Below are 19599 nucleotides of genomic sequence, written 5' to 3' on the forward strand. Positions count from 1 at the left end.
GCGCTCATCCGAGCCTTTCCGAGAGTTGTTGCAGCAGTTCGTCGTCGGTCAGATCGTCGTAGTCGTCGGCGCTGTCCTGTTCGGACACCTCGATCAGCTCGGGCAGGACCGTGGCCAGATAGCCGGCCAGTGCATCGACGGTCGGGTAGTCGAATACCACCGAAGCGGGCAACGCGACGCCGAGGCTCTCGGCGAGGGAACGCTTGAGCGTCACGCTCATCAACGAATCCATCCCCGATTGGAAGAAGCCCTCGAACGGATCCAATGACGCGGGTGAGTCCAGTCCCATCGCGGCCGCCACGTGGGCGGTCACGTGCTCCACCAGAAGCTCCCGACGCCGCGCCGGTTCGCAGTCGCGCAGCGCGGTGCGGAATTCGGTGGCTTGGGTAACCGAACTGTCGCCGTCGACATCGGTGCCGGCGCCCAGCAGATCGTCCACGATGTGCAGCGCTGCCCGGGTGCGGTAAGCGGCGGCCAGTCGGCCCCAGTCCGCGGCGACGATAGTGGCGCGGGCGCGGGCATCGCTGCCGATGACCCACGGCAAAGCCCGGATAGCGATTTCGTCGGGCATGGGTTCCAAACCCGAGTCGAGGGTGACCTGACGCTCTTCGTCACTTTGCCTGTCCGTCAACGACTTCCAGAGCCCCCAGTTGACGGCGGTTGCCGGAAGCCCTGCCGCCCGGCGTGCGAACGCGAACGTGTCCAAGAACGTCGTGGTGGCGGCGTAGTGAGCCAGCCACCGCGAACCGGTGATTCCGGAGATCGACGAGAACATCACGAACTGGCGTACCTGGTGCCTCAGCGACAGCTTGTGCAGCAGCGCCGCCACGTTCAGCTTCGGCCGGAACATCACCGCGACGTCGTCATCGGTCATGTCGCGCAGCGTCACCGGCCCCCCGGCGAAGGCGGCGAGATAGATGCCGGCCAGCGGCGGAAGATCCCTGCCGAAGCGGTCGAACAGCGCGGTCATCGCTGCTTCGTCAGCTGCGTCGGCGGCCACGGTGGTCAATGTTGTTCCGCTGGCCGACAGGCTGGCCGCCAAGGCATCGATGCTGGGGCCCGGATTGCGGGACACGGCAACGATATTCGTGGCACCCATGTCAGCGAGCTGCTCGATCAGGTACGGCCCGACATTGCCGGTGGCGCCGACGACCAAGTGGCAGCGGTCACTTTCGAGCTCGACCGGTGCGGTCGAGGACGGGTAGCCGTGACGCAGCCGGGGGACGCGCCGCACACCGGCCCGATAGACGACTTGGTCCTCGCCGTCGCGGCCGTGCGCCTCGTCCACCAGATACCGTGCAGCCAACTCGGCAGGCACCGACGCGTCGACGTCGACGATTCCGCCCCACAGTTCGGGATGTTCCAGCGCCAAGGTGCGGCCCACGCCCCATAACGTGGCGTGGCCTGGGTCGGCACGATCGCCGTCGTCGACGGGCTGGCCATTACGCGTCAGCACAAAGAGCCGCGGCGGCAACGCCATTGCGGCCATCGCCGCGGTCAGCCGTCGCACCGCGTCGAAAAGCAGGTAGGCCGGTGCGGGGTCGAAACATTCAGACACTGGCTCGGGCGCGTACAGCACATTGGTGACTCCGGCCAGACCGTTGACCAGTTCTGCCGCGTCGCGGTCGTCGCTCAGCACTGAGGTCGGCAGCACCGACACCGCAGAATGGTCGTCGAGCACGCGGCCGATTTCCTGGGCCAGTGCAGGTTCTCCGATGACCAGCCACCAACTGTCGGCGTCGGCCCGCGCAGTCTCCAATGGCGTTTCGGGCCAGACTAAATCGCAATACCACTGCGCGGGGACCACACCACCGATCGGCGCATTCGAATCGCCTTGCCGAAGGCGGGGTCGAGCGCCGTTCGACGGCGTGGCGGTGATCCAGTGCCGAGTGTGGTGCCAGGGTGTAGAAGGCAGCACCGGATGCGGTTCCGGCGGATGCGGGGTCTGAGGCGGTTGGCTCACGTGAACGCTGTTGAGGTTCGTGTGGAAGCTGATCGTGTCGTCACCGTCGCGCCAGAGCGTGCCCACGCTGTGGTGGTGTGCCGCCGACTCGAGTGTGTCGCTGACGGCGTGGGTGAGGATGGGATGAGCGCTGATCTCGACGAACGTGCCGTGGTCTCGGGCGGCCGCCGAGACTGCCTGCATGAACCGCGCCGGCTGGCGCACATTGGCGATCCAGTACTCGGCATCGAGCAGTGGGCTCGTGGTGCCTTCGGTGACAGTGGAAAAGAACGGAATCGTGACGGCTCCGGGGCGCAGATCGGCCAGTGCCGCGCGCAGTTGCGGCAGGATCGGTTCCATCAACGCGGTATGCGAGGCGACTTCCATGTTGACTCGCCGGGCGAACTTGTTGTCCGCGCTGAGCTTGGCGATCACCTCGTCGACCGGTGCCACCGGTCCGGCGATCACCGTCTGCGCGGGCGCGATGTAGCCGGCGACGCTCACCCCGGGCTGCTCTGCGATCACCGCTTCGGCGCGGTCGGCGTCGACCGTCAGTAACGCCACGGCGCCCTGCCCGGCCAGCGCCGACATCGCGCGGGATCGATTGGCGATCACCCGAAATCCCTCGGGCACGGTGAGCGCTCCGGCCACCACGGCAGCGGTCACCTCTCCCATCGAGTGGCCGATCACCGCGTCCGGATAGATCCCGTATGACCGCCAGAGGTCGGTCAGCGCGAGTTGTAGTCCCATCAGCACCGGCTGGACTCGCGCATCACCGCTGACCGGTTCGCCGTCCGCGATCACTTGTTGCAGCGAGAATCCGACGTGCTCGACGAACACCGGCTCCAATGCGGCGATCGCCGCGGCGAACGTCGGCTCGTCGTCAAGCAACTGCCGGCCCATGCCCGCCCATTGCGAGCCCTGACCCGAATAGACGAACACCGTGCCGGGGCGGCACTTCCCCTCGTGGGGACCCACCACACCGTCGACCGATTGACCGGCCGCCAACGCTTGCAAGGCTTTCACCGCGTCGGCACGATCGCGCGCACACACGGTCGCGAACCGGCCATGACGCTCCCTGTGGTGATTGAGCGTGTGCGCCACATCCGACAGCCGCACGTCCCCGCCGGCGCCAACCATCCACTCCGCCAATGCCGCAGCCGTCGACGCGATGCGTTCCGTCGACTTGCCCGAGACGACCAGCGTGGATACCGGCGGCTCCAGCGTCCGCTCAGCGGGAATGGGGTCGGGGGCCTGTTCGATCACGACATGCGCATTGGTGCCGCCGAAGCCGAAGGATGACACGCCGGCCCGGCGTGGCCGCTGCATATCCGGCCACTTCTGTTGCTGCGCAGCCACTTTCAGTCGCAGCTGGTCGAACGGTATGTGCGGGTTGGGGGTTGTGAAATGGAGGTTGCCGGGGATATCCGCGCGATGCACCGCCAGTACGGCCTTGATGAAGCCGGCGATACCGGCCGCAGCTTCGAGATGGCCGAGATTCGACTTGATCGCACCGATCAACAACGGCGACTGTGCCGCACGCCCACGGCCCAGCACCGTGCCGAGGGCGCGTGCCTCGATCGGGTCGCCGAGCAGCGTTCCGGTGCCGTGTGTTTCGACGTAGTCCACTTCATGGGGCGCCACGCCGGCGTTCGTGTACGCCGCGCGCAGCACCGCCATCTGCGCCGACGGGTTGGGAGCCATCAGCCCGTTCGATCGCCCATCCTGGTTGACGGCTGAGCCGCGGACGACCGCCAGGATCCTGTCGCCGTCACGCAGCGCATCCGAAAGACGTTTAAGCACCGCGACACCGCAGCCCTCGCCGCGCACGAACCCGTCCGCGCTGGCGTCGAAGGCATGGCATGCCCCGGTCGACGACAACGCGCCCGCCTGGTCGAACCCGCGGAAGACAGCAGGCAGCAACAGCAGGTTCACCCCGGCCGCGAGCGCGAGATTCGCGTCGCCGGTGCGCAGACTCTGACAAGCCAGATGCACTGCCACCAGCGACGACGAGCACGCCGTATCCAACGCCAGCGACGGGCCGCGCAGATCCAGGTGGTAGGAAAGCCGGTTCGCGATGATGCTCAACGCCCCACCGGTGTTGCTCCACGCGTCCACACTTGGCAGATCGCTGGACGCCAGGTACCCGTACTCGCTTAGGCAGGCGCCGACGAACACGCCGGTTTGCGTATGCCTCAAGGAACTCGGCCGAATTCCCGCATGCTCCAGAGCCTCCCAAGCGACCTCCAGCAGAAGGCGCTGCTGCGGATCCATCTTCGCCGCTTCGCGCGGCATGATGTCGAAGAACTCCGCGTCGAAGCGGTCGATGTCGCTCAGAAATGCGCCCCACCGGGTGGTGCCGGATAGTACCGCGGCGATCTCCGGTGTGGTGTCGTCGAACGAGGCCCACCGATCCGGGGGCACTTCCGACACCGCGGATCGACCGTCGGAAAGGAACTGCCACAACGACTCCGGGCCGCTGATCTGGCCCGGAAAACGGCAACCGACACCGACGACGGCGATCGGCTCGTCGGCCGACCCGCGTTCGACGCTCACGGCCTCGACCGGTGACTCCGGTTCGGCGCCGGTCAAGAACCGCGACAGCTCGTTGATCGTCGGGTGCTGCCAGAACTCGAGCGGCGAGACGGGTTGACCGATCAGCTCGGACAATTCGCCGGAGAGCACCACAGAATCCCGCGATCCCACGCCGAGATCGTTGAACGAGGCATCGAGATCGATGTCGTCGGGAGAGCACCCGATGTTGGTGATCAGGTAGTCGACCAGCCAGTCCCGAAGCCTGGCCTCGTCGGGAAGTACGCCCATCTAGAAGCCACTCTCTCTGCCGGCCGGAGCGGATTCGACGATGTCGAACAACTCCTCCAAGACGTTGCTGGCGGAATCGGTCAAGGCATCGAAATCCTCCGGCGAATCCTGCTGTGGCAGAAGCTTTGTCGCCAGATATGCCGCCAATGACGTGACCGTGGGGTGATTCCACAGCATCGTCACCGACAGTTCGAGGCCGACGAGTTGCTCCGCTTGCCGTCGAATGGACATCGCCAACACCGAGTTCAGCCCCATCTCCGCGAACGGACGGTCTGCGTCCAGTTCGGCTTCGGGCAGTTGCAGCTCGCGTCGCAGAATGGTCCGCAGTCCCTCGTCGAGCTTGCTGAGGACTTCGTCGGCAGACATCTGTGCCCAATCCGGCCGCACGGCCGACTCAGCCTGCGCTGCGGCAGAACTCGCTGGCGCGTCGGACGGCAGCGGAGCCATCACCACTTGCGCGATGTCGTAACGGTTCGCATGGTCCCACGCCGCGAACGCTTCGGCGGGATCGAGCGGACGTGAACCCATCCGTTCGAGTTCCTGGATCACCACCGCAGCGTCGGCGGCGAATCCGAGACCCCGCCATGCCACCCAATCCAGGCTCACGGTGCGGCACCCCTGCCGGCGACGTGCGCGGGCCAGACCGTCGAGGTAGGCGTTCGCCGACGCGTACGCCCCTTGCCCGGGAACCCCAAACACGGTGCCCGCCGAGGCCGTGAGGAAAAGGAAGTCCAAGCTGCCGGGTGGGAACTGCTCGTGCAGAACCTGTGCTCCGGCGATCTTCGGCCACAAGGTGCGACGCAGGCGGTCGCGCGAGATCTCGGTCAGCAGTTGGCCTTCCGTCACACCGGCCGCATGGATGACGCCACGAATCGGTGCTGCGCCGTCGTTGTCACGCCGGGCGAGCAGAGCCGCCAGCGCGTCGCGCGAGCCGATATCGAGCGCCACGGCCTCCACTGAGACGCCACGCGCCTCCAGCGCTCGGATCGCGGCGATCTTGTGACGCGTCTGATCGCTGTTGCGTTCGTCGTCCCAATCCCGTCGCGGCGGCAACGGTGTCCGGCCGGCGAGTATCAGACGACGCGCGCCATGGTCAGCGAGCCAACCCGCCATCAGCAAGCCAAGAGCGCCCATGCCGCCGGTGATCAGGTACGCACCATCGGACCGGCAGTGCAACGGTTCTCGAGCCGAAGGGCCGGACAGCGGCGCCAGAGCGGGCACGAGGAGGTCATCGCCGCGCACGGCGAGGATCGACCGGGCCGGCCTGGGCAGCAGGTCAGCCAGCGTTGTCGCGAGCTTTTGCTCGTCCTGTTCGGAGTCGGTATCGAGGTCGATCAGGCCACCCCAGAGCTGGGGCTGCTCGGCGTTTATCACGCCTGCGATCCCCCACAGACCGCTCTGGCGTACCGCTGCGCCGCAACTGCCCTCGCGCACACCGCGAGTGACGATCCACAGTGTCGCCGGGTTGTCGTCGTCGCGCTCGATCAGTATCCGCACCAGATCGGCCACTTCCGAAGACAACCGGACTGCGCACTCGGCGTCGGTCTCGGTGTCCCGTTCGCTGTCGGGAACGTAGACCACATACCGTGCACCAGCGATGTCGGCCGGCTGGTATCCCGCGGTGGCGAGTCGATCGCTGAAGCAGCGCACCGCTCCGGCTTCTCCGATGACAGCAACCGTGTGGGCACCGGCGGAGTGTGGTTGAGCGAGAAGGCTTTCGCGCGCCGACCGCCACTCGACCGCATGAGCCAGCGTGCGCGGGTCGCCGGCCACGGGGGCTGCTATCGCATCGACATCGACGGCGGCGTACCGCAGCGACCGGATGTCGATGCATGTGGTGCCGTCCGGCGCCTGCACCGAGATGTCGACGACGAGTTCTTGCTCGTCGGCGCCACCACGCCGATACGCTTCGACGCAACCCCGCCCCTCGGCCAATTCAGCATCGACCCGGATACTCTCGGCGGCCACGGGAAACATCAGCGCCGAGTTGGTGCCCTCGACGAGCCGTCCGACATGAAAGGCGGCGTCCAGCAGTGCAGCACTCGACGCTTCGGTCGGTTCGACGTCGGCGCGCACACCACCCGGCGCCGAGCGCACGGACTCGATCGACCATGTGAACGGTCGCCCGTCGATCTCCGGCTGCTGGTGCACGGCAGGCCCCGATTCGACAGCGACACCGTTCGCACCGCGCTCTCGGTGATCAGCTCCGTCGCGCACACGCTGCGATCCGGTCCGCGGGCGCGACAGTCGGGCGCAGACATGCTGTGTCCACGCATACCCGCTTGCCTCCGCGACGGGCCGCGACGACACCGAGAGCGATCCACCCTCGGCGAGCACCTGGACCAGGCGGGGCTGGTCGACGACGATCGGGTTCTCGAATCGGACGTCAGCAACAGCAGACGCGCCGAGCTCAGCTGCCACAGCCGAAAGTGTCTGCGCCAGAACCGATGCCGGCACCACTTCCGCGCCACGAATACGGTGCCGACCGGGATACGGCCTGGCTTCGGGCGCCAGTCGCGCCTGCCACAGATGAGCTGAACTGCCGGCCACGGCGATGTGCTGGCCCAGCACGGTTCCCGGCTTGGGCGGGGATTCCATTGTCGCCGTGGCGTCGTCGATGGATATCCAGTGACGGGTGTGGTGCCACGGGGTGGCAGGCAACACGGGATGCGGTTCCGGTGGGTGCGGCGTCTTCGGCGGCTGTGATGTGTGCAACGTGTTCAGGCTGGTGCGGAAGTTCACGGTGTCGTCACCGTCTCGCCACAACGTGCCGATGCTGCGGTGCGGAACGGAACCGAGCGTCTCCGCTATGGCGTGCGTCAGGATCGGATGAGCGCTGATCTCGACGAACGTCGAGTAATTACGGGCGGCCGCGACGACGGCCGCGTGCAACCGCGCAGGCTGTCGCACGTTGTCCACCCAGTAGTCGGCGTTGAGCACCGGCGCGGTGACACCTTCGATGACTGTCGAGAAGAGCGGAACAGCGGGCGATCGAGGGGTCAGATCCCCAAGGGCGGCACGCAGATCCGGTAGCACCGGGTCCATCTGTGCGGTGTGGGAGGCCACGTCCATGTTGACCCGGCGCGCGAAGCGGCCCCGTGCCGTCACTGCGGCGATCACCGCGTCGACAGGCGCTACGGGCCCGGCGATGACGGTTTGGCGCGGCGACACATAGCCGGCCACGCTGACCTGCGGGAAGTCAGCGATCACCGCGGCGCTGGCGTCTTCGTCCAGCTCCAGCAGCGCGACAGCTCCCTGCCCGGACAGCCGGGACATCAGGCGTGACCGGGTGGCGATGACACGCAGGCCCTCGGCCGGAGTCAACGCTCCCGCGACCACCGCCGCGGTGACTTCGCCCATCGAATGACCGATGACCGCATCGGGCGCCACGCCGTAGAAGCGCCACAACGCCGTCAGCGCCAACTGCAGTCCCATCACCACGGGCTGAACGCGGGCGTCACCGCTGATCTGCTCGCCCCCGGCGATTACGCGACGCAGCGAGAATCCCACGCGCTCAACGAAATCCGGTTCCAGTTCGTCTATTGCTGCGGCGAAGGCAGGTTCGTCGTCGAGTAATCGTTGGCCCATACCGGCCCAGTGGGCGCCTTGACCGGAGAACACGAAGACTGTGCCGACGCCCTGAGATCCCGTGTGCGGCGGCACCACACCGGGTGCGTTCTCGCCTGCAGCCAGGGCCCGCAAACCAGTTATCGCCTGGGCGCGGTCACGCGCGCACACTGTCGCGAAGACCTTGTGGCGGGTGCGGTGATGGTTGACGGTATGGGCGACGTCGGCCAACGGCACGTCGATACCGTCACCGGCCATCCATTCGGCCAGCGTCGCTGCCGTCGACGCGATCCGGGCGGGCGACTTTCCGGAGATCACCAAGGTGCTGACAACCGGATCGGCTTGTAACACAACGCCATTGGGGTCAGGCGCCTGCTCGACCACCACGTGGGCGTTGGTACCGCTGACCCCGAACGACGACACCCCGGCGCGGCGGCGGCGCCGCACCGACGGCCAGGCCATGGGCTGGGCCGCAACCGCCAGCCGCGATGCGCCCTCACTGGCGTGGGGGGTCAGCGAGTCGAAGTTGAGGTGCCGCGGAATGTGCCCGTGGCGCACGCTGAGCACGGCCTTGATGAAGCCCGCAATCCCGGCGGCCGACTCGAGGTGGCCGAGATTGGTTTTCACCGAACCGACCACCAACGGCACCGAATCGTCGCGCTGGGCGAAAACCTGGCTCAGAGCGTCGAGTTCGATCGGATCACCGAGCGCTGTTCCGGTCCCGTGCGCCTCGATGTAGTCGATCTCGCTCGGCTGTAACCGCGATGCAGCCAGCGCCTGGCGCAGCACCGCCTGCTGTGCAGGGCCGTTGGGCACGGTCTGGCCGCTGCTCGGGCCATCCTGATTGACTGCCGATCCGCGCACCACCGCCCACACCCGATCGCCGTGTCGCAGGGCATCGCTGAGCCGCTTGAGCACCACGACGCCGGCGCCTTCGCTGCGCACGTATCCGTCCGCCGCAGCGTCGAAGGTCTTGCAGCGGCCGTCAGGCGCGAGCATTCCCCACCGCGAGCACGCGATGCTGTTCTGCGGTGTGAGGATCAGATTGACTCCGGCGGCGAACGCCTGATCGCTCTCGCGCCGACGCAGGCTCTGGCAGGCCAAGTGGACCGCGACCAGAGACGACGAGCAAGCGGTGTCGACCACGACAGCCGGACCGTGCACGCCGAGGAAATACGACAGCCGCCCAGCTGCGAAATTCGACGCATTGCCGAACGGGATGTGTGGGTCGAGTTCCTCCGGACGCAACCTGCCGGCGATCAGCGAGTAGTCGTAGGTGGTCAATCCGACGAAGACAGATGTCTGCGAGCCGCGGATGGCGTGCGCGGGAATGCCGGCGTTTTCCAAAGCTTCCCAGGCGACTTCGAGCAGCAACCGCTGCTGAGGATCCATGCCTGCCGCCTCACGCGGTGACATGCCGAAGAACTCTGCGTCGAATTCGTCGGGCTGCCAACCAGTGAGGAAACCGCCTTCGCGACTGCAGATCGTGCCTGCGACGGTGTGGTCTGGCGAGTAGAACGCATCGGCGTCCCAGCGGTCGGCGGGCACGCGCACGATGCCGCTGTCGCCGTTGCGCAGTAACTGCCAGTATTGGGCCGGATCGTTGACTCCGCCGGGCAACCGGCAACCCATTCCCACGACCGCGATCGGCTCGGTCTCGCCCTTTTCGGCGATCTCCAGACGCGCGTTCAGTTCGTCGATCTTGCGTAACGCCTCGGCCATGATCGCCCGGCGATCCGCCGGTGCCGTGCTCATCGTGTCAACCTTCGCGTTCGTGAGATTCGATGTGCGGCTGCGCAATCGCGTAAGCCGTCGGAGCGCTTGTCCGCCGCCACAGGTGCATTCAGTTGGCCGGCCGTCATACGACCGCGTCGAGTCGCTGGAATTGATCGAGTCGATAACGCTCGACGCATGCCGAGCGCCGGATCTTGCCACTCGTGGTGATGGGGATCGAGCCGGGAGACACGAGCACCACATCGGCGGCCCGAACGCTGTGCACTCGCGAGATCGCCGCTGTGACATCACGTTTGAGCGTGCGAAGCCTTTGCTGCTCGTCTTGTTCTGGCGCGCGCGGCTTCCTGACCTCGACGATGACGACCAGCTGCTCTGTCCGATCACCGGGAACGGACACCGCCGCGACGCGGCCGCCGCTGATTTCTTGGACGGTCGCCTCGATGTCGTCGGGGTAGTGGTTACGCCCGTCGACGATCAGCAGGTCTTTGATGCGGCCGACGATGAAGAGCTCTCCCTCGGAGATCACGCCCAGATCGCCGGTACGCAGCCACGGACCCTCGGGCCGTCCCGGAGAATGGTCGAGAAGACGTCCGCCGAATGTCCGCTCCGACAACTCCGGATTGCGCCAATATCCGCTCGCCACGTTGGGGCCATGCACCCAGATCTCACCGACGTCGCCTGCCGCCTTCTCGTGGCCCGTTTCGGGATCGACGATCGCGAACGTCACGGCACGCGACCCGCCGTGGCTTACGAGTTCGGTGCCGGTTTCACTGTCGCAACGCTTTGCATGGCCGGCCGACAACTTCTCGTAGTCGAAGCGGACAGCGCTCGGCGGACGCTGCGGCGCCGAGGAGGCGACATACAGGGTGGCCTCGGCGAGGCCGTACGACGGTCGAACGACGGTGTCACTAAGCCCCAGAGGACAGAACCGGCCGTTGAACCGCCTGATGGTGGCAGCGTGATTCCGTTCGCTGCCGGCGATGATGCAGTACACGTTTCCCAGGTCGAGCCCCGCTAGGTCGTCGTCGGATGTGCGGCGCGCCGCCAGCTCGAACGCGAAATTCGGTGCGGCAGAGAAGGAATGAGGGTGACTTGCCAGCATCTGCATCCACCGGGCCGGCTTCTGCAGAAATGCCATGGGACTGGTGAGCACCGTGGAAACGCCCGACCAGACCGGTGCGGTGATTCCCAGCAGCAGTCCCATGTCGTGGTAGAAGGGCAGCCACGACACCAGTGTGGTGTCGGCGAAAGCTTCGCCCCTGCGGTCTTCGAAGTAGTCGGCAAAGACCTGCTGCAGGTTCTTGACGATGTTGTCGTGAGTCACCACGACACCTGCCGGCCGCCGCGTCGAGCCGGAGGTGTATTGCAACAGTGCCGTCGTGCGCCCGGAGATCTGGCGTGGCGCGCTTGGCTGTGGTGCATCGAGGTCCAGGGCGTCGATCTCGACAATCGCCGGCATTCGGCCGGGAACGGCCTGCGCGCACGAGACGACATCGTTGACGACCGTGGACGTCGTCAGCACCGCGACGGGTGCACTGTCCCGCAGGGCGGCAGTGATGCGTTCGTCATGAGTGCCGCCCAACGGAACTGACAGCGGCACCGCGACGAAGCCGCCATGGATGGCGCCGAGGAAGCCGACGATGTACTCCAAGCCCTGCGGTGCAACGATCGCGATGCGATCGCCCGGCGACCCGTACGCCCCGAGTTCGGCGGCGATCGCCTGCACCCGCTGGTACGCCTGAGACCACGTCAGGCTGTCGCTCAATCCGGCGGAGTCAATGTCGTAATCGATGAATCTGAACGCCGTCGCATCGGGCTGCAGTTCGGCTTGTTTCTGCAGCGCAGCAGGGACAAAAGAAGCGATTGACGGCATCGCATCACCCTTACGTAGTTAGCCAGCAGACGATCAGGGAAGACCCTACGAGCGAACGCTAACACGCTTTTCCGACCAATGCTTAGGAACGGCAATCTGGAAATTCTCAGGCCACGCGGAGCCCAATTCGACATATTTACCCCGGTCAGAGGCTTGCGCAGCAGTTAATGATGCTTTTCCGGATTTGACGGCCGGTGGCCGCTGGCCGTCGGTTCGCAAACAAATTGGATGCGGTGTGGGACGGTAATTCAGCAGCCTAGATTGTTTGCTGAATGTTGCGAGGTGCCGGTAAGGGTCGGCTAGGTCGCCGGCGTTGGCGGCGTGTCGCCAAGTCCGTGCGGCCGCGCAAAAACAACAGCGGATGCACCACTTCCCGCGCCGAAAAGCTTCAAAGAGCAAACATTCGTCAGACGGCGCCAAAAAAGTGGACACAGGCGAACGCGAGCCGCTCCCCGTTCTCCGGCGCAGACGTCGCGGACACCGCATGCGCGCGCCGCGAACCGGCGCGGCCATCGGGCGAGTGCTGTCGCAGCGCGCCGCTGGTTACCAGCGAGTACGAAAATTGCGGAGGTCGTGGCGCAGTCCACCCCCGGCGGTCAGTGCAACCGTCTCGGAGGCTTCTCGGAGGCCGTCCACCGGCTCGCACCAGGGTGACCGATCGGCGCGCCAGCATGCGGTCGCAGACGCCGACTCTACGAGCAGGTTTCAGGCGACGGCCGCGTGCCAGAAGCTACCGGCTGACGTACGACGTGATCTTGCCCTCGATGTCGTCGACGAGCTCGGGCAAATTGTCGTTCAGGTAGAAGTGGTGACCGGGGAAGGCGCGCACAGTGAACTCGCCCGCCGTGCGCTCGGCCCAGCCAGCTACCTTTTCGTAGGGGGCCACGTCGTCGCTGTCGCCGAGAAAAGCGAAGATGGGGCACGACACAATGGCGTCCGGCGGGCAGTTGTAATTGCTGATCGCTTTCAGGCCGCGCAGGGTCGGAAGTATCTTCGCCGCGAATTCCTCGTCTTCGATGAACTCTGGATCGGCGCCGGTCATCTGGCTGACGGCAGCAAGTAGCCCTTCGTCGGATTCAGGGATGTCCTCGAACCCCACTCGTCCGGGTGCGGCAGAGGCAGAGACGAACAGGGCTTCGATGGGATTGCCTGCCGCTTCGAACCGCAGCGCGACCTCGAATGACACCAGTGCGCCCATACTGTGCCCGAAGAATGCGACACCTCGTCCGGGCGTATCCCGCGGGGAAAGCATTCCACATACTTGATCCGCGAGATCCTGGACGCTTTTGAACGACGACAGGTCGTGAGTCCCGCGCCGTCCCGGATATTGCACTGCCAGGCGCTTGATATCCGATTTGAAAGCCTTTGCAAATGGCGCGTAATACTGCGCTGATCCACCGGCATGCGGAAAGATGTACAACGTCGGCGTGTGCGCGGCCACGAGATCACATTACCTCTGGGCTCGCCGACGGATCGGTTCTCCGGCGATCAGCAAAGCGACCCGACGCCGTGCAGCCGGCTCCCAGCTTCGCAGCGGCACTGGCCGTGTGGCCACCGAAGCGCTGCGCGGGATCGCGGCAGCAATCTCCGATGCCGGTGCCCCGGGGCCTGCCCACACGCCGGTCGGCCCGCCGTCGGAGATGTTTGAGAAAGCAAACAGGCATTAACTCGGTTGCGGGACAGCCAAATCCGCTGCGCCGAAGCGGCCGCGCCGGGTTGATCGGGACTAGCCCTCCAACTTGTAACCCAGGCCGCGCACCGTGATCAGATGCACTGGGTTTGCTGGATCTGCTTCGATCTTGGAGCGCAGCCGCTTCACGTGAACGTCGAGAGTCTTCGTGTCGCCGACGTAGTCGGCTCCCCACACCCGATCGATCAGTTGCCCGCGGGTGAGCACTCGGCCGCTGTTACGCATCAAGTACTCCAAGAGGTCGAACTCCTTGAGCGGCAGAGTGATCGGCTCACCGTTCACCGACACCACGTGGCGTTCGACGTCCATGCGGACCGGACCCGCTTCCAGCACACCGTCTGCCGCGCCCAGGTCGTCGGTGTCGGCGCCGCGGCGCAGCACCGCCCTGATCCGGGCGATCAGCTCGCGCGCCGAATACGGTTTGGTGACGTAATCGTCGGCACCGAGTTCCAGCCCCACCACTTTGTCGATCTCGCTGTCGCGAGCCGTCACCATGATGACCGGCACACTGGACTTGGCTCGCAGCTGCTTGCACACGTCGGTGCCGCTCATGCCGGGAAGCATGAGATCCAGCAGCACGATGTCGGCGCCGGCGCGGTCGAACTCGGCCAGCGCAGTGGGCCCGTCGGCAACCACGGTCGCCTCGAAGCCCTCCTTGCGCAACAGGAACGCCAGCGGGTCGGCGAGGGACTCCTCGTCCTCCACGATCAGCACACTGGTCACGACGTGGTGTTTCCTCTCATCCAGCCGACGGGTCGTCGGCGTCTTCATGGCCGGCTGCGCCGTCGGTGTCCTCATAGGCCGGAATCGACAGCGTGAACGTCGACCCCGTGCCCGGTTGGCTCCACAGCCGGATCGTCCCGTTGTGGTTGGCCGCAATGTGTTTGACGATCGCCAGCCCCAGCCCGGTACCGCCCGTCGCGCGGGAGCGGGCCTTGTCCACCCGGAAGAACCGCTCGAACACCCGCTCCTGGTGTTCCTTGGCAATCCCGATGCCCCGGTCGGTGACGGCGATTTCGACGTTGCCGCCGCGGCGGCGCCTACTGATCGACACCGGCGAGCCCGGCGGTGAATAGGAGATCGCATTACTGACCAGGTTGGCCAGTGCAGTGACCAGCAGACCTTGGTCGCCCAGCACCTTGAACCCGCTGGGCTCGTCGGTGGCGATCGTGATGTCGGCGTTGTCGGCAGCCACCTTGGAGCGCGATAGCGCCTCAGCGACAACGGTATCCACGTCGACCGCTTCGAGCTCGGGCAACCGTTCAGCTCCCTGCAGCCGCGACAGCTCGATCAGCTCGCTGACCATATTGGCCAGCCGCTGAGACTCGAAGTGCAACTTTTCGCCGAACCGGCGCACTGTGTCCGGGTCGTCGGCCGATTCCAGCAGCGCCTCGGCCAGCAGTCCCATCGCCCCCACCGGTGTCTTGAGTTCGTGGCTGACGTTGGCGACGAAATCACGACGAGTCGCTTCCATGCGCGCCACTTCGGAGTCGTCGAACACGTAGATCACCGCGAACCGGCGGTCTTCCTCGGCGAGCAGGCGCACCCGGCCGCGCACGGACAACCCGGACCGGCCGGACGGGGACGCCCCCGGCGACAAGTCGATGTCGACATCGTCCCCGCGGGCGAGCACGCGGCGCGCGGCCGTCCACGCCCGGTCGTCGAGCAGCCGGTCACGCACCAGGCCGAGTTCTTGGGCCCGGGCGTTCAAGAACACGACATCGCGATGGTTGTCGACGACAGCGACGCCGATCGGCGACAGCGCCACGATGCGGTGCAGCATCTGCGACACCGTCAGCCCGGCCTCTTGGGCGGCCACACGCCGGTTGTGTTCGGCGAGCCGCGGCATCACCGCGCCGCCGACGACGACGCCGATCACCAGCGCCACAGAGGCTGCCACCGCGGCCACGAGGACCGCAGACGCCACAGTCACGTCCGAATCGTACGCAGACGGTGAACGTCACCCCAGCAGCGTGAGGCCATTTCGGGACATCTCACACCCGTCGGCGAAGGAGTTCCACTGCAGTTCACCGACTGTTCGCCGAGGCGCGGCTGGTCAGCTCTTCGCGCCCGCGCCCTGGCTGGCCACTGCGGCGGCCCCGGCGGCGGCGGCCTCCGGATCGAGGTACTGCCCGCCGGGTGTCAGCGGCCGCAGGTCGGAATCGAGGTCGTAGCGCAGCGGAATCCCGGTCGGGATGTTGAGGCCGACCACCTCGTCGTCGGACATGCCGTCGAGGTACTTCACCAGCGCGCGCAGCGAGTTTCCGTGCGCGGCGATCAGCACGGTCTTGCCCAGCCGCAGGTCCGGCACGATGACGTCGGTGTAGTACGGCAGGAACCGCGCCACCACGTCGGCCAGGCATTCGGTGAGCGGGCCACCGCCGATGTCGACGTAGCGCGGGTCGGTGTCCTGGCTGTACTCGCTGCCCGGCTCGATCGGCGGCGGCGGGATGTCGTAGCTGCGCCGCCACGCCATGAACTGCTCTTCGCCGTACTTGGCTTTGGTTTCGGCTTTGTTGAGGCCCTGCAGGGCGCCGTAGTGACGCTCGTTGAGCCGCCAGCTGCGCTTGACTGGAATCCACAGCCGGTCGGCCGCATCCAGCGCCAGATGCGCAGTGGTGATGGCGCGGCGCAGCAGCGACGTATGCAACACGTCGGGCAGCAGCCCGTGCTCGGCGATCAACTCGCCACCCCGGATCGCCTCGGCGCGACCCTTCTCAGTCAGGTCGACGTCCACCCAACCGGTGAACAGGTTCTTGGCGTTCCATTCGCTTTCGCCGTGGCGAAGAAGCACGAGCGTGCCGACGTCTGCCATGCCGGAAAGTCTCTCACGGGGCCGAATCTGGGCGCTCGATCAGATGGGCGAACGCCTCGAGGTTCTTCAGCGACTCACCGCGCGACACCCGCCATGCCCACTCGCGGCGGATCGACGTCGAGAAACCCAATTCCAGCAGCGTGTTGAAGTCTTCGTCGACGGCCTCGAGCACCTGTCCCAGCACCCGGTCCAGCTCCTCGGCGGTCACCGCCGACAGCGCCATCCGGCCGACCAGGTAGATGTCGCCGACGTTGTCGAGGGTGTAGGCGACTCCGTAGAGCTTGCGATTGCGCTTGAGCAGAAATCGGTAGACCGCTTCGTGGTTTTCGTCGGGGTTGCGGCAGACGAACGCCTCCACCCGCACCGAGTGTTCGCCGACGGTCAGGATCGTGTTGGTCTTGAGCCGTCGCTCCCCCGGCAGCTCGACCACGATTCCGGGTGGTCCCCCGTGGGCGCCCTCGTGGTGAAAATAAGGCAGCCCGCTCTCGTCGAGCGCGTCTTCGATGCGCTGTTGGACGTCGTCGGTCATGCGCGTAACCCCCGCCTCATGCTCCACCGACGACCCAACCGGCGCGACGCCAGCGTGACAACCGCACCGCGTTGCCGTCCGGCGCGGTAGTCCTCGGTCGCCCGGCCGTAGGCGTCCAGCAGCGCGTCGACGGTGCGCGCCCACGAGAAGTTCGCGGCGTGCGCGACCGCGGCGCGGCTCATCGCCGGAGCTCTGGTCAGCAGCGCGTCGATGCTCTTGGCCCAGTCGTCGATGTCGTGGCTGGACACCAGCGCGCCGCTGACTCCGTCGCGGACCGCGACGGGTAATCCGCCCACGGCCGCCGCGACGACGGGCGTTCCGCAGGCCTGCGCCTCGATGGCCACCAGGCCGAACGACTCCGAGTAGCTGGGCACCGCAACGAGATCCGCGGCCCGGTACACGGTTATCAGCCCGGTGCGCGGCTGCGGCGGAAGGAACGTGACACGTGCGCTGATTCCCAGCTCGGCGGCTAGCCGCGCGAGCGTCTCGGGTGCCTGCAGCCCGGAGCCGGACGGCCCGCCGGCCACCACCACCCGCAGCCGCGGATGGGTATCGGTCAGTTTCGCGGCCGCACGCAGCAGGATGTCGGGGGCCTTCAGCGGCTGGATGCGCCCGACGAACGCCACCACCTGCTCGTCGCCGGCCAGTCCCAGCGCCACCCGCGCGGCGGCTTTGTCACCCGGCGTGAACGTCTGCAGGTCGACGCCGGGGTGCACCACGTCGATACGCGCAGGGTCCGCGTGGTGAATCGACATGAGCTGGCGCGCTTCGTCTTCGGTATTGACGATCAAGCGGTCGGCCTCGTCGACCACCTGCTGTTCACCGACCACGCGCATCAGCGGCTCGGGAGCGTCCCCGTCGGCCAGTGCCGCGTTCTTCACCGCGGCCAGCGTGTGAGCGGTGTGAACCAGCGGCACTGCCCAGCGGTCGCGAGCCAGCCAGCCGACTTGGCCGGACAGCCAGTAGTGCGAGTGCACGATGTCGTAGTAGCCGGGTTCGTGGGTGGCCTCGGCACGCACTACCCCGGCGGTGAACGCGCACAGCTGCGTCGGCAGGTCGTGCTTGTCCAACCCCTCGAAGGGACCGGCGACGACGTTGCGCACCAGCACACCGGGTGCCACCGGTACCGTCGGCGGATCCTGCGACGACGTCGCGCGAGTGAAAATCTCCACCTCGACGCCGCGGCGGGCCATCTCGAGCGCCGACTGCAGGATGTAGACGTTCATGCCGCCCGCATCGCCGGTACCGGGCTGCGCAAGCGGCGAGGTGTGCACCGACAGCACCGCGACGCGGCGGAGCTCCTGAGCGTCGGTCACATGCCATGTCTACCCGAAAGGGCTGCGGACCTATTCCCGCGGCACCCCGCTCGGCCGCGTCAGGCCGAGACGCCTTCACCGGCCGGCGCACCGCCGATGCGCCGGAACGCGCGCCTCATCGCCCCGATCGGGTCGGCGTAGAGGGCACTCAATGACGTCACGCCGGCGCCGGCCTCCTGCACCCGGTTGCCGAACGCCGTGACCCTGATGTCGCGCGGCGGCAGCGTGGAGTGCCGAACATAGGAGGCCTCAACCTCGGTGATGCCTTCGGGGTATTCGGTGAACGCCTGGCCGCCGACCACGAGGTCGTCGGGATTGAGCATGTCGCGCAACAGTGCCACCGCGCCACCGAGCACTCGGGCACGCTCGGCGAGCAGTTCGCGAGCCTGCCGGTTGCCGCCGCGCGCAACACGCAGCAGCGTGCTCATCGTGGCGCCGGCGGGGATCACGCCCAACCGGCGCCCGGCGGCCAGCACAGCCTCGTCGCTCACCGTGGACTCCAGCCGGCCCGAGCCGCCCAGCAGCTCGGACTGGGTGGGCAGCGCGGAAATGTTGCCCGGGCCGCTGGCCGGGCTGTGCACCCGGCCGCCGATCACCAAGGCATAGCCGACGGTCTCGCGGGCGTAGACGTAGAGGCTGGTCGACGACCGCGCGGCGAACCGTCGCATGCCCAGCAGCAGTTCCGCCCCGGCCATCGCGTCCACGTGCACGGCCACCGACACGGGCAGGTCCAGCGTGTCGGCGAACATCGGCCCGACCGGGGCGTCGGTCCAGCCGAGCCGCGGGTGGTCGACGGTTCCGGTGGCGCCGTCCACGACGCCGCCGATCGCCACGCCCACCCACAGGGCCCGGCGCCGATGCCAGCGCCTCAGGTACCGCTGGGCGCTGGCGGCCAGCGCCGTGAGCGTCGCGGCCTGGCCGGTCTGCGGGGTAGGGGTCTCGACGACGTCGAGCGTGCGGCCCAGCAGATCGGTGGCGACGATGCTGGTGGTCCGCGCGCCGATGTGCAGGCCCAGCGTCAGGTACGGCTCGTGGTTGATTTCGACGGGCACCCGGGGCCGGCCGATCGCACCTGACGCCGCCAGGTCGGGGCGTTCCCGCAGCAGCCCCGCGTCCAGCAGCGCGGTCACTTGGCGGTTGACCGTGGCGATCGACAGGGATGTGACTTGGGCGATCGCGTCACGCGCGATCGGGCCGCGGGTCCGTGCGGCGCCGAACACCGCGGCGGCTGCCGCCTCGGGCAGACCCAGCGACGGCGCGACGATGTGGTGGCGGGTCAGAAGAATCGTGGATCGCATGGGGGTTGTCCT

General features: G+C 67.0%; 10 protein-coding genes. All 10 read right to left on the reverse strand.

What is annotated here, in order from left to right; genetic code table 11:
• Positions 1–4: 4 nt before the first annotated feature.
• Positions 5–4765, reverse strand: coding sequence for an SDR family NAD(P)-dependent oxidoreductase (locus AC5Y4N_RS06930; protein ID WP_499905710.1), 4761 nt, complete (start codon positions 4763–4765; stop codon positions 5–7).
• Entirely contained in the window at positions 4766–10087 is a 5322-nt protein-coding gene (locus AC5Y4N_RS06935; protein ID WP_499905708.1) for a type I polyketide synthase, read from the reverse strand.
• 103 nt (positions 10088–10190) lie between these two features.
• Complete coding sequence (locus AC5Y4N_RS06940; RefSeq protein WP_499905705.1) at positions 10191–11939, reverse strand: AMP-binding protein; 1749 nt, start codon at positions 11937–11939, stop codon at positions 10191–10193.
• 730 nt (positions 11940–12669) lie between these two features.
• On the reverse strand, positions 12670–13380 hold the full coding sequence (locus AC5Y4N_RS06945; protein WP_499905703.1) for a thioesterase II family protein: 711 nt from the start codon (positions 13378–13380) through the stop codon (positions 12670–12672).
• Positions 13381–13665: 285 nt separating this feature from the next.
• Entirely contained in the window at positions 13666–14352 is a 687-nt protein-coding gene (gene regX / locus AC5Y4N_RS06950) for a two-component sensory transduction protein RegX (RefSeq protein ID WP_499906329.1), read from the reverse strand.
• Between the two features lie 16 nt (positions 14353–14368).
• Positions 14369–15562, reverse strand: coding sequence for a sensor histidine kinase (locus AC5Y4N_RS06955; RefSeq protein ID WP_499905699.1), 1194 nt, complete (start codon positions 15560–15562; stop codon positions 14369–14371).
• Between the two features lie 123 nt (positions 15563–15685).
• The gene (locus AC5Y4N_RS06960; RefSeq protein ID WP_499905697.1) at positions 15686–16444 is read right to left on the reverse strand and encodes a phosphoglyceromutase; all 759 of its coding nucleotides are present in this window, start codon (positions 16442–16444) and stop codon (positions 15686–15688) included.
• 13 nt (positions 16445–16457) lie between these two features.
• A complete protein-coding gene (locus AC5Y4N_RS06965) occupies positions 16458–16973 on the reverse strand; it encodes a type III secretion system chaperone family protein (protein ID WP_499905695.1) in 516 nt (171 codons plus the stop codon).
• Positions 16970–18289: a D-inositol-3-phosphate glycosyltransferase gene (gene mshA / locus AC5Y4N_RS06970; RefSeq protein ID WP_499905693.1), complete on the reverse strand. Its 1320-nt coding sequence runs from the start codon at positions 18287–18289 to the stop codon at positions 16970–16972. The genes AC5Y4N_RS06965 and mshA overlap by 4 nt, the downstream gene beginning before the upstream one ends.
• A 59-nt stretch (positions 18290–18348) precedes the next feature.
• Entirely contained in the window at positions 18349–19587 is a 1239-nt protein-coding gene (locus AC5Y4N_RS06975) for an ROK family protein (RefSeq protein WP_499905690.1), read from the reverse strand.
• Between the last annotated feature and the right edge of the window lie 12 nt (positions 19588–19599).

It is taken from the genome of Mycobacterium sp. NGS19 (assembly GCF_059813155.1).

Coding starts and splice junctions, on each gene's coding strand:
- AC5Y4N_RS06930 (WP_499905710.1), bottom strand. CDS start 4,765: ATGGGCGTACTTCCCGACGAGGCCAGGCTTCGGGACTGGCTGGTCGAC.
- AC5Y4N_RS06935 (WP_499905708.1), bottom strand. CDS start 10,087: ATGAGCACGGCACCGGCGGATCGCCGGGCGATCATGGCCGAGGCGTTA.
- AC5Y4N_RS06940 (WP_499905705.1), bottom strand. CDS start 11,939: ATGCCGTCAATCGCTTCTTTTGTCCCTGCTGCGCTGCAGAAACAAGCC.
- AC5Y4N_RS06960 (WP_499905697.1), bottom strand. CDS start 16,444: ATGGCAGACGTCGGCACGCTCGTGCTTCTTCGCCACGGCGAAAGCGAA.
- AC5Y4N_RS06965 (WP_499905695.1), bottom strand. CDS start 16,973: ATGACCGACGACGTCCAACAGCGCATCGAAGACGCGCTCGACGAGAGC.
- AC5Y4N_RS06975 (WP_499905690.1), bottom strand. CDS start 19,587: ATGCGATCCACGATTCTTCTGACCCGCCACCACATCGTCGCGCCGTCG.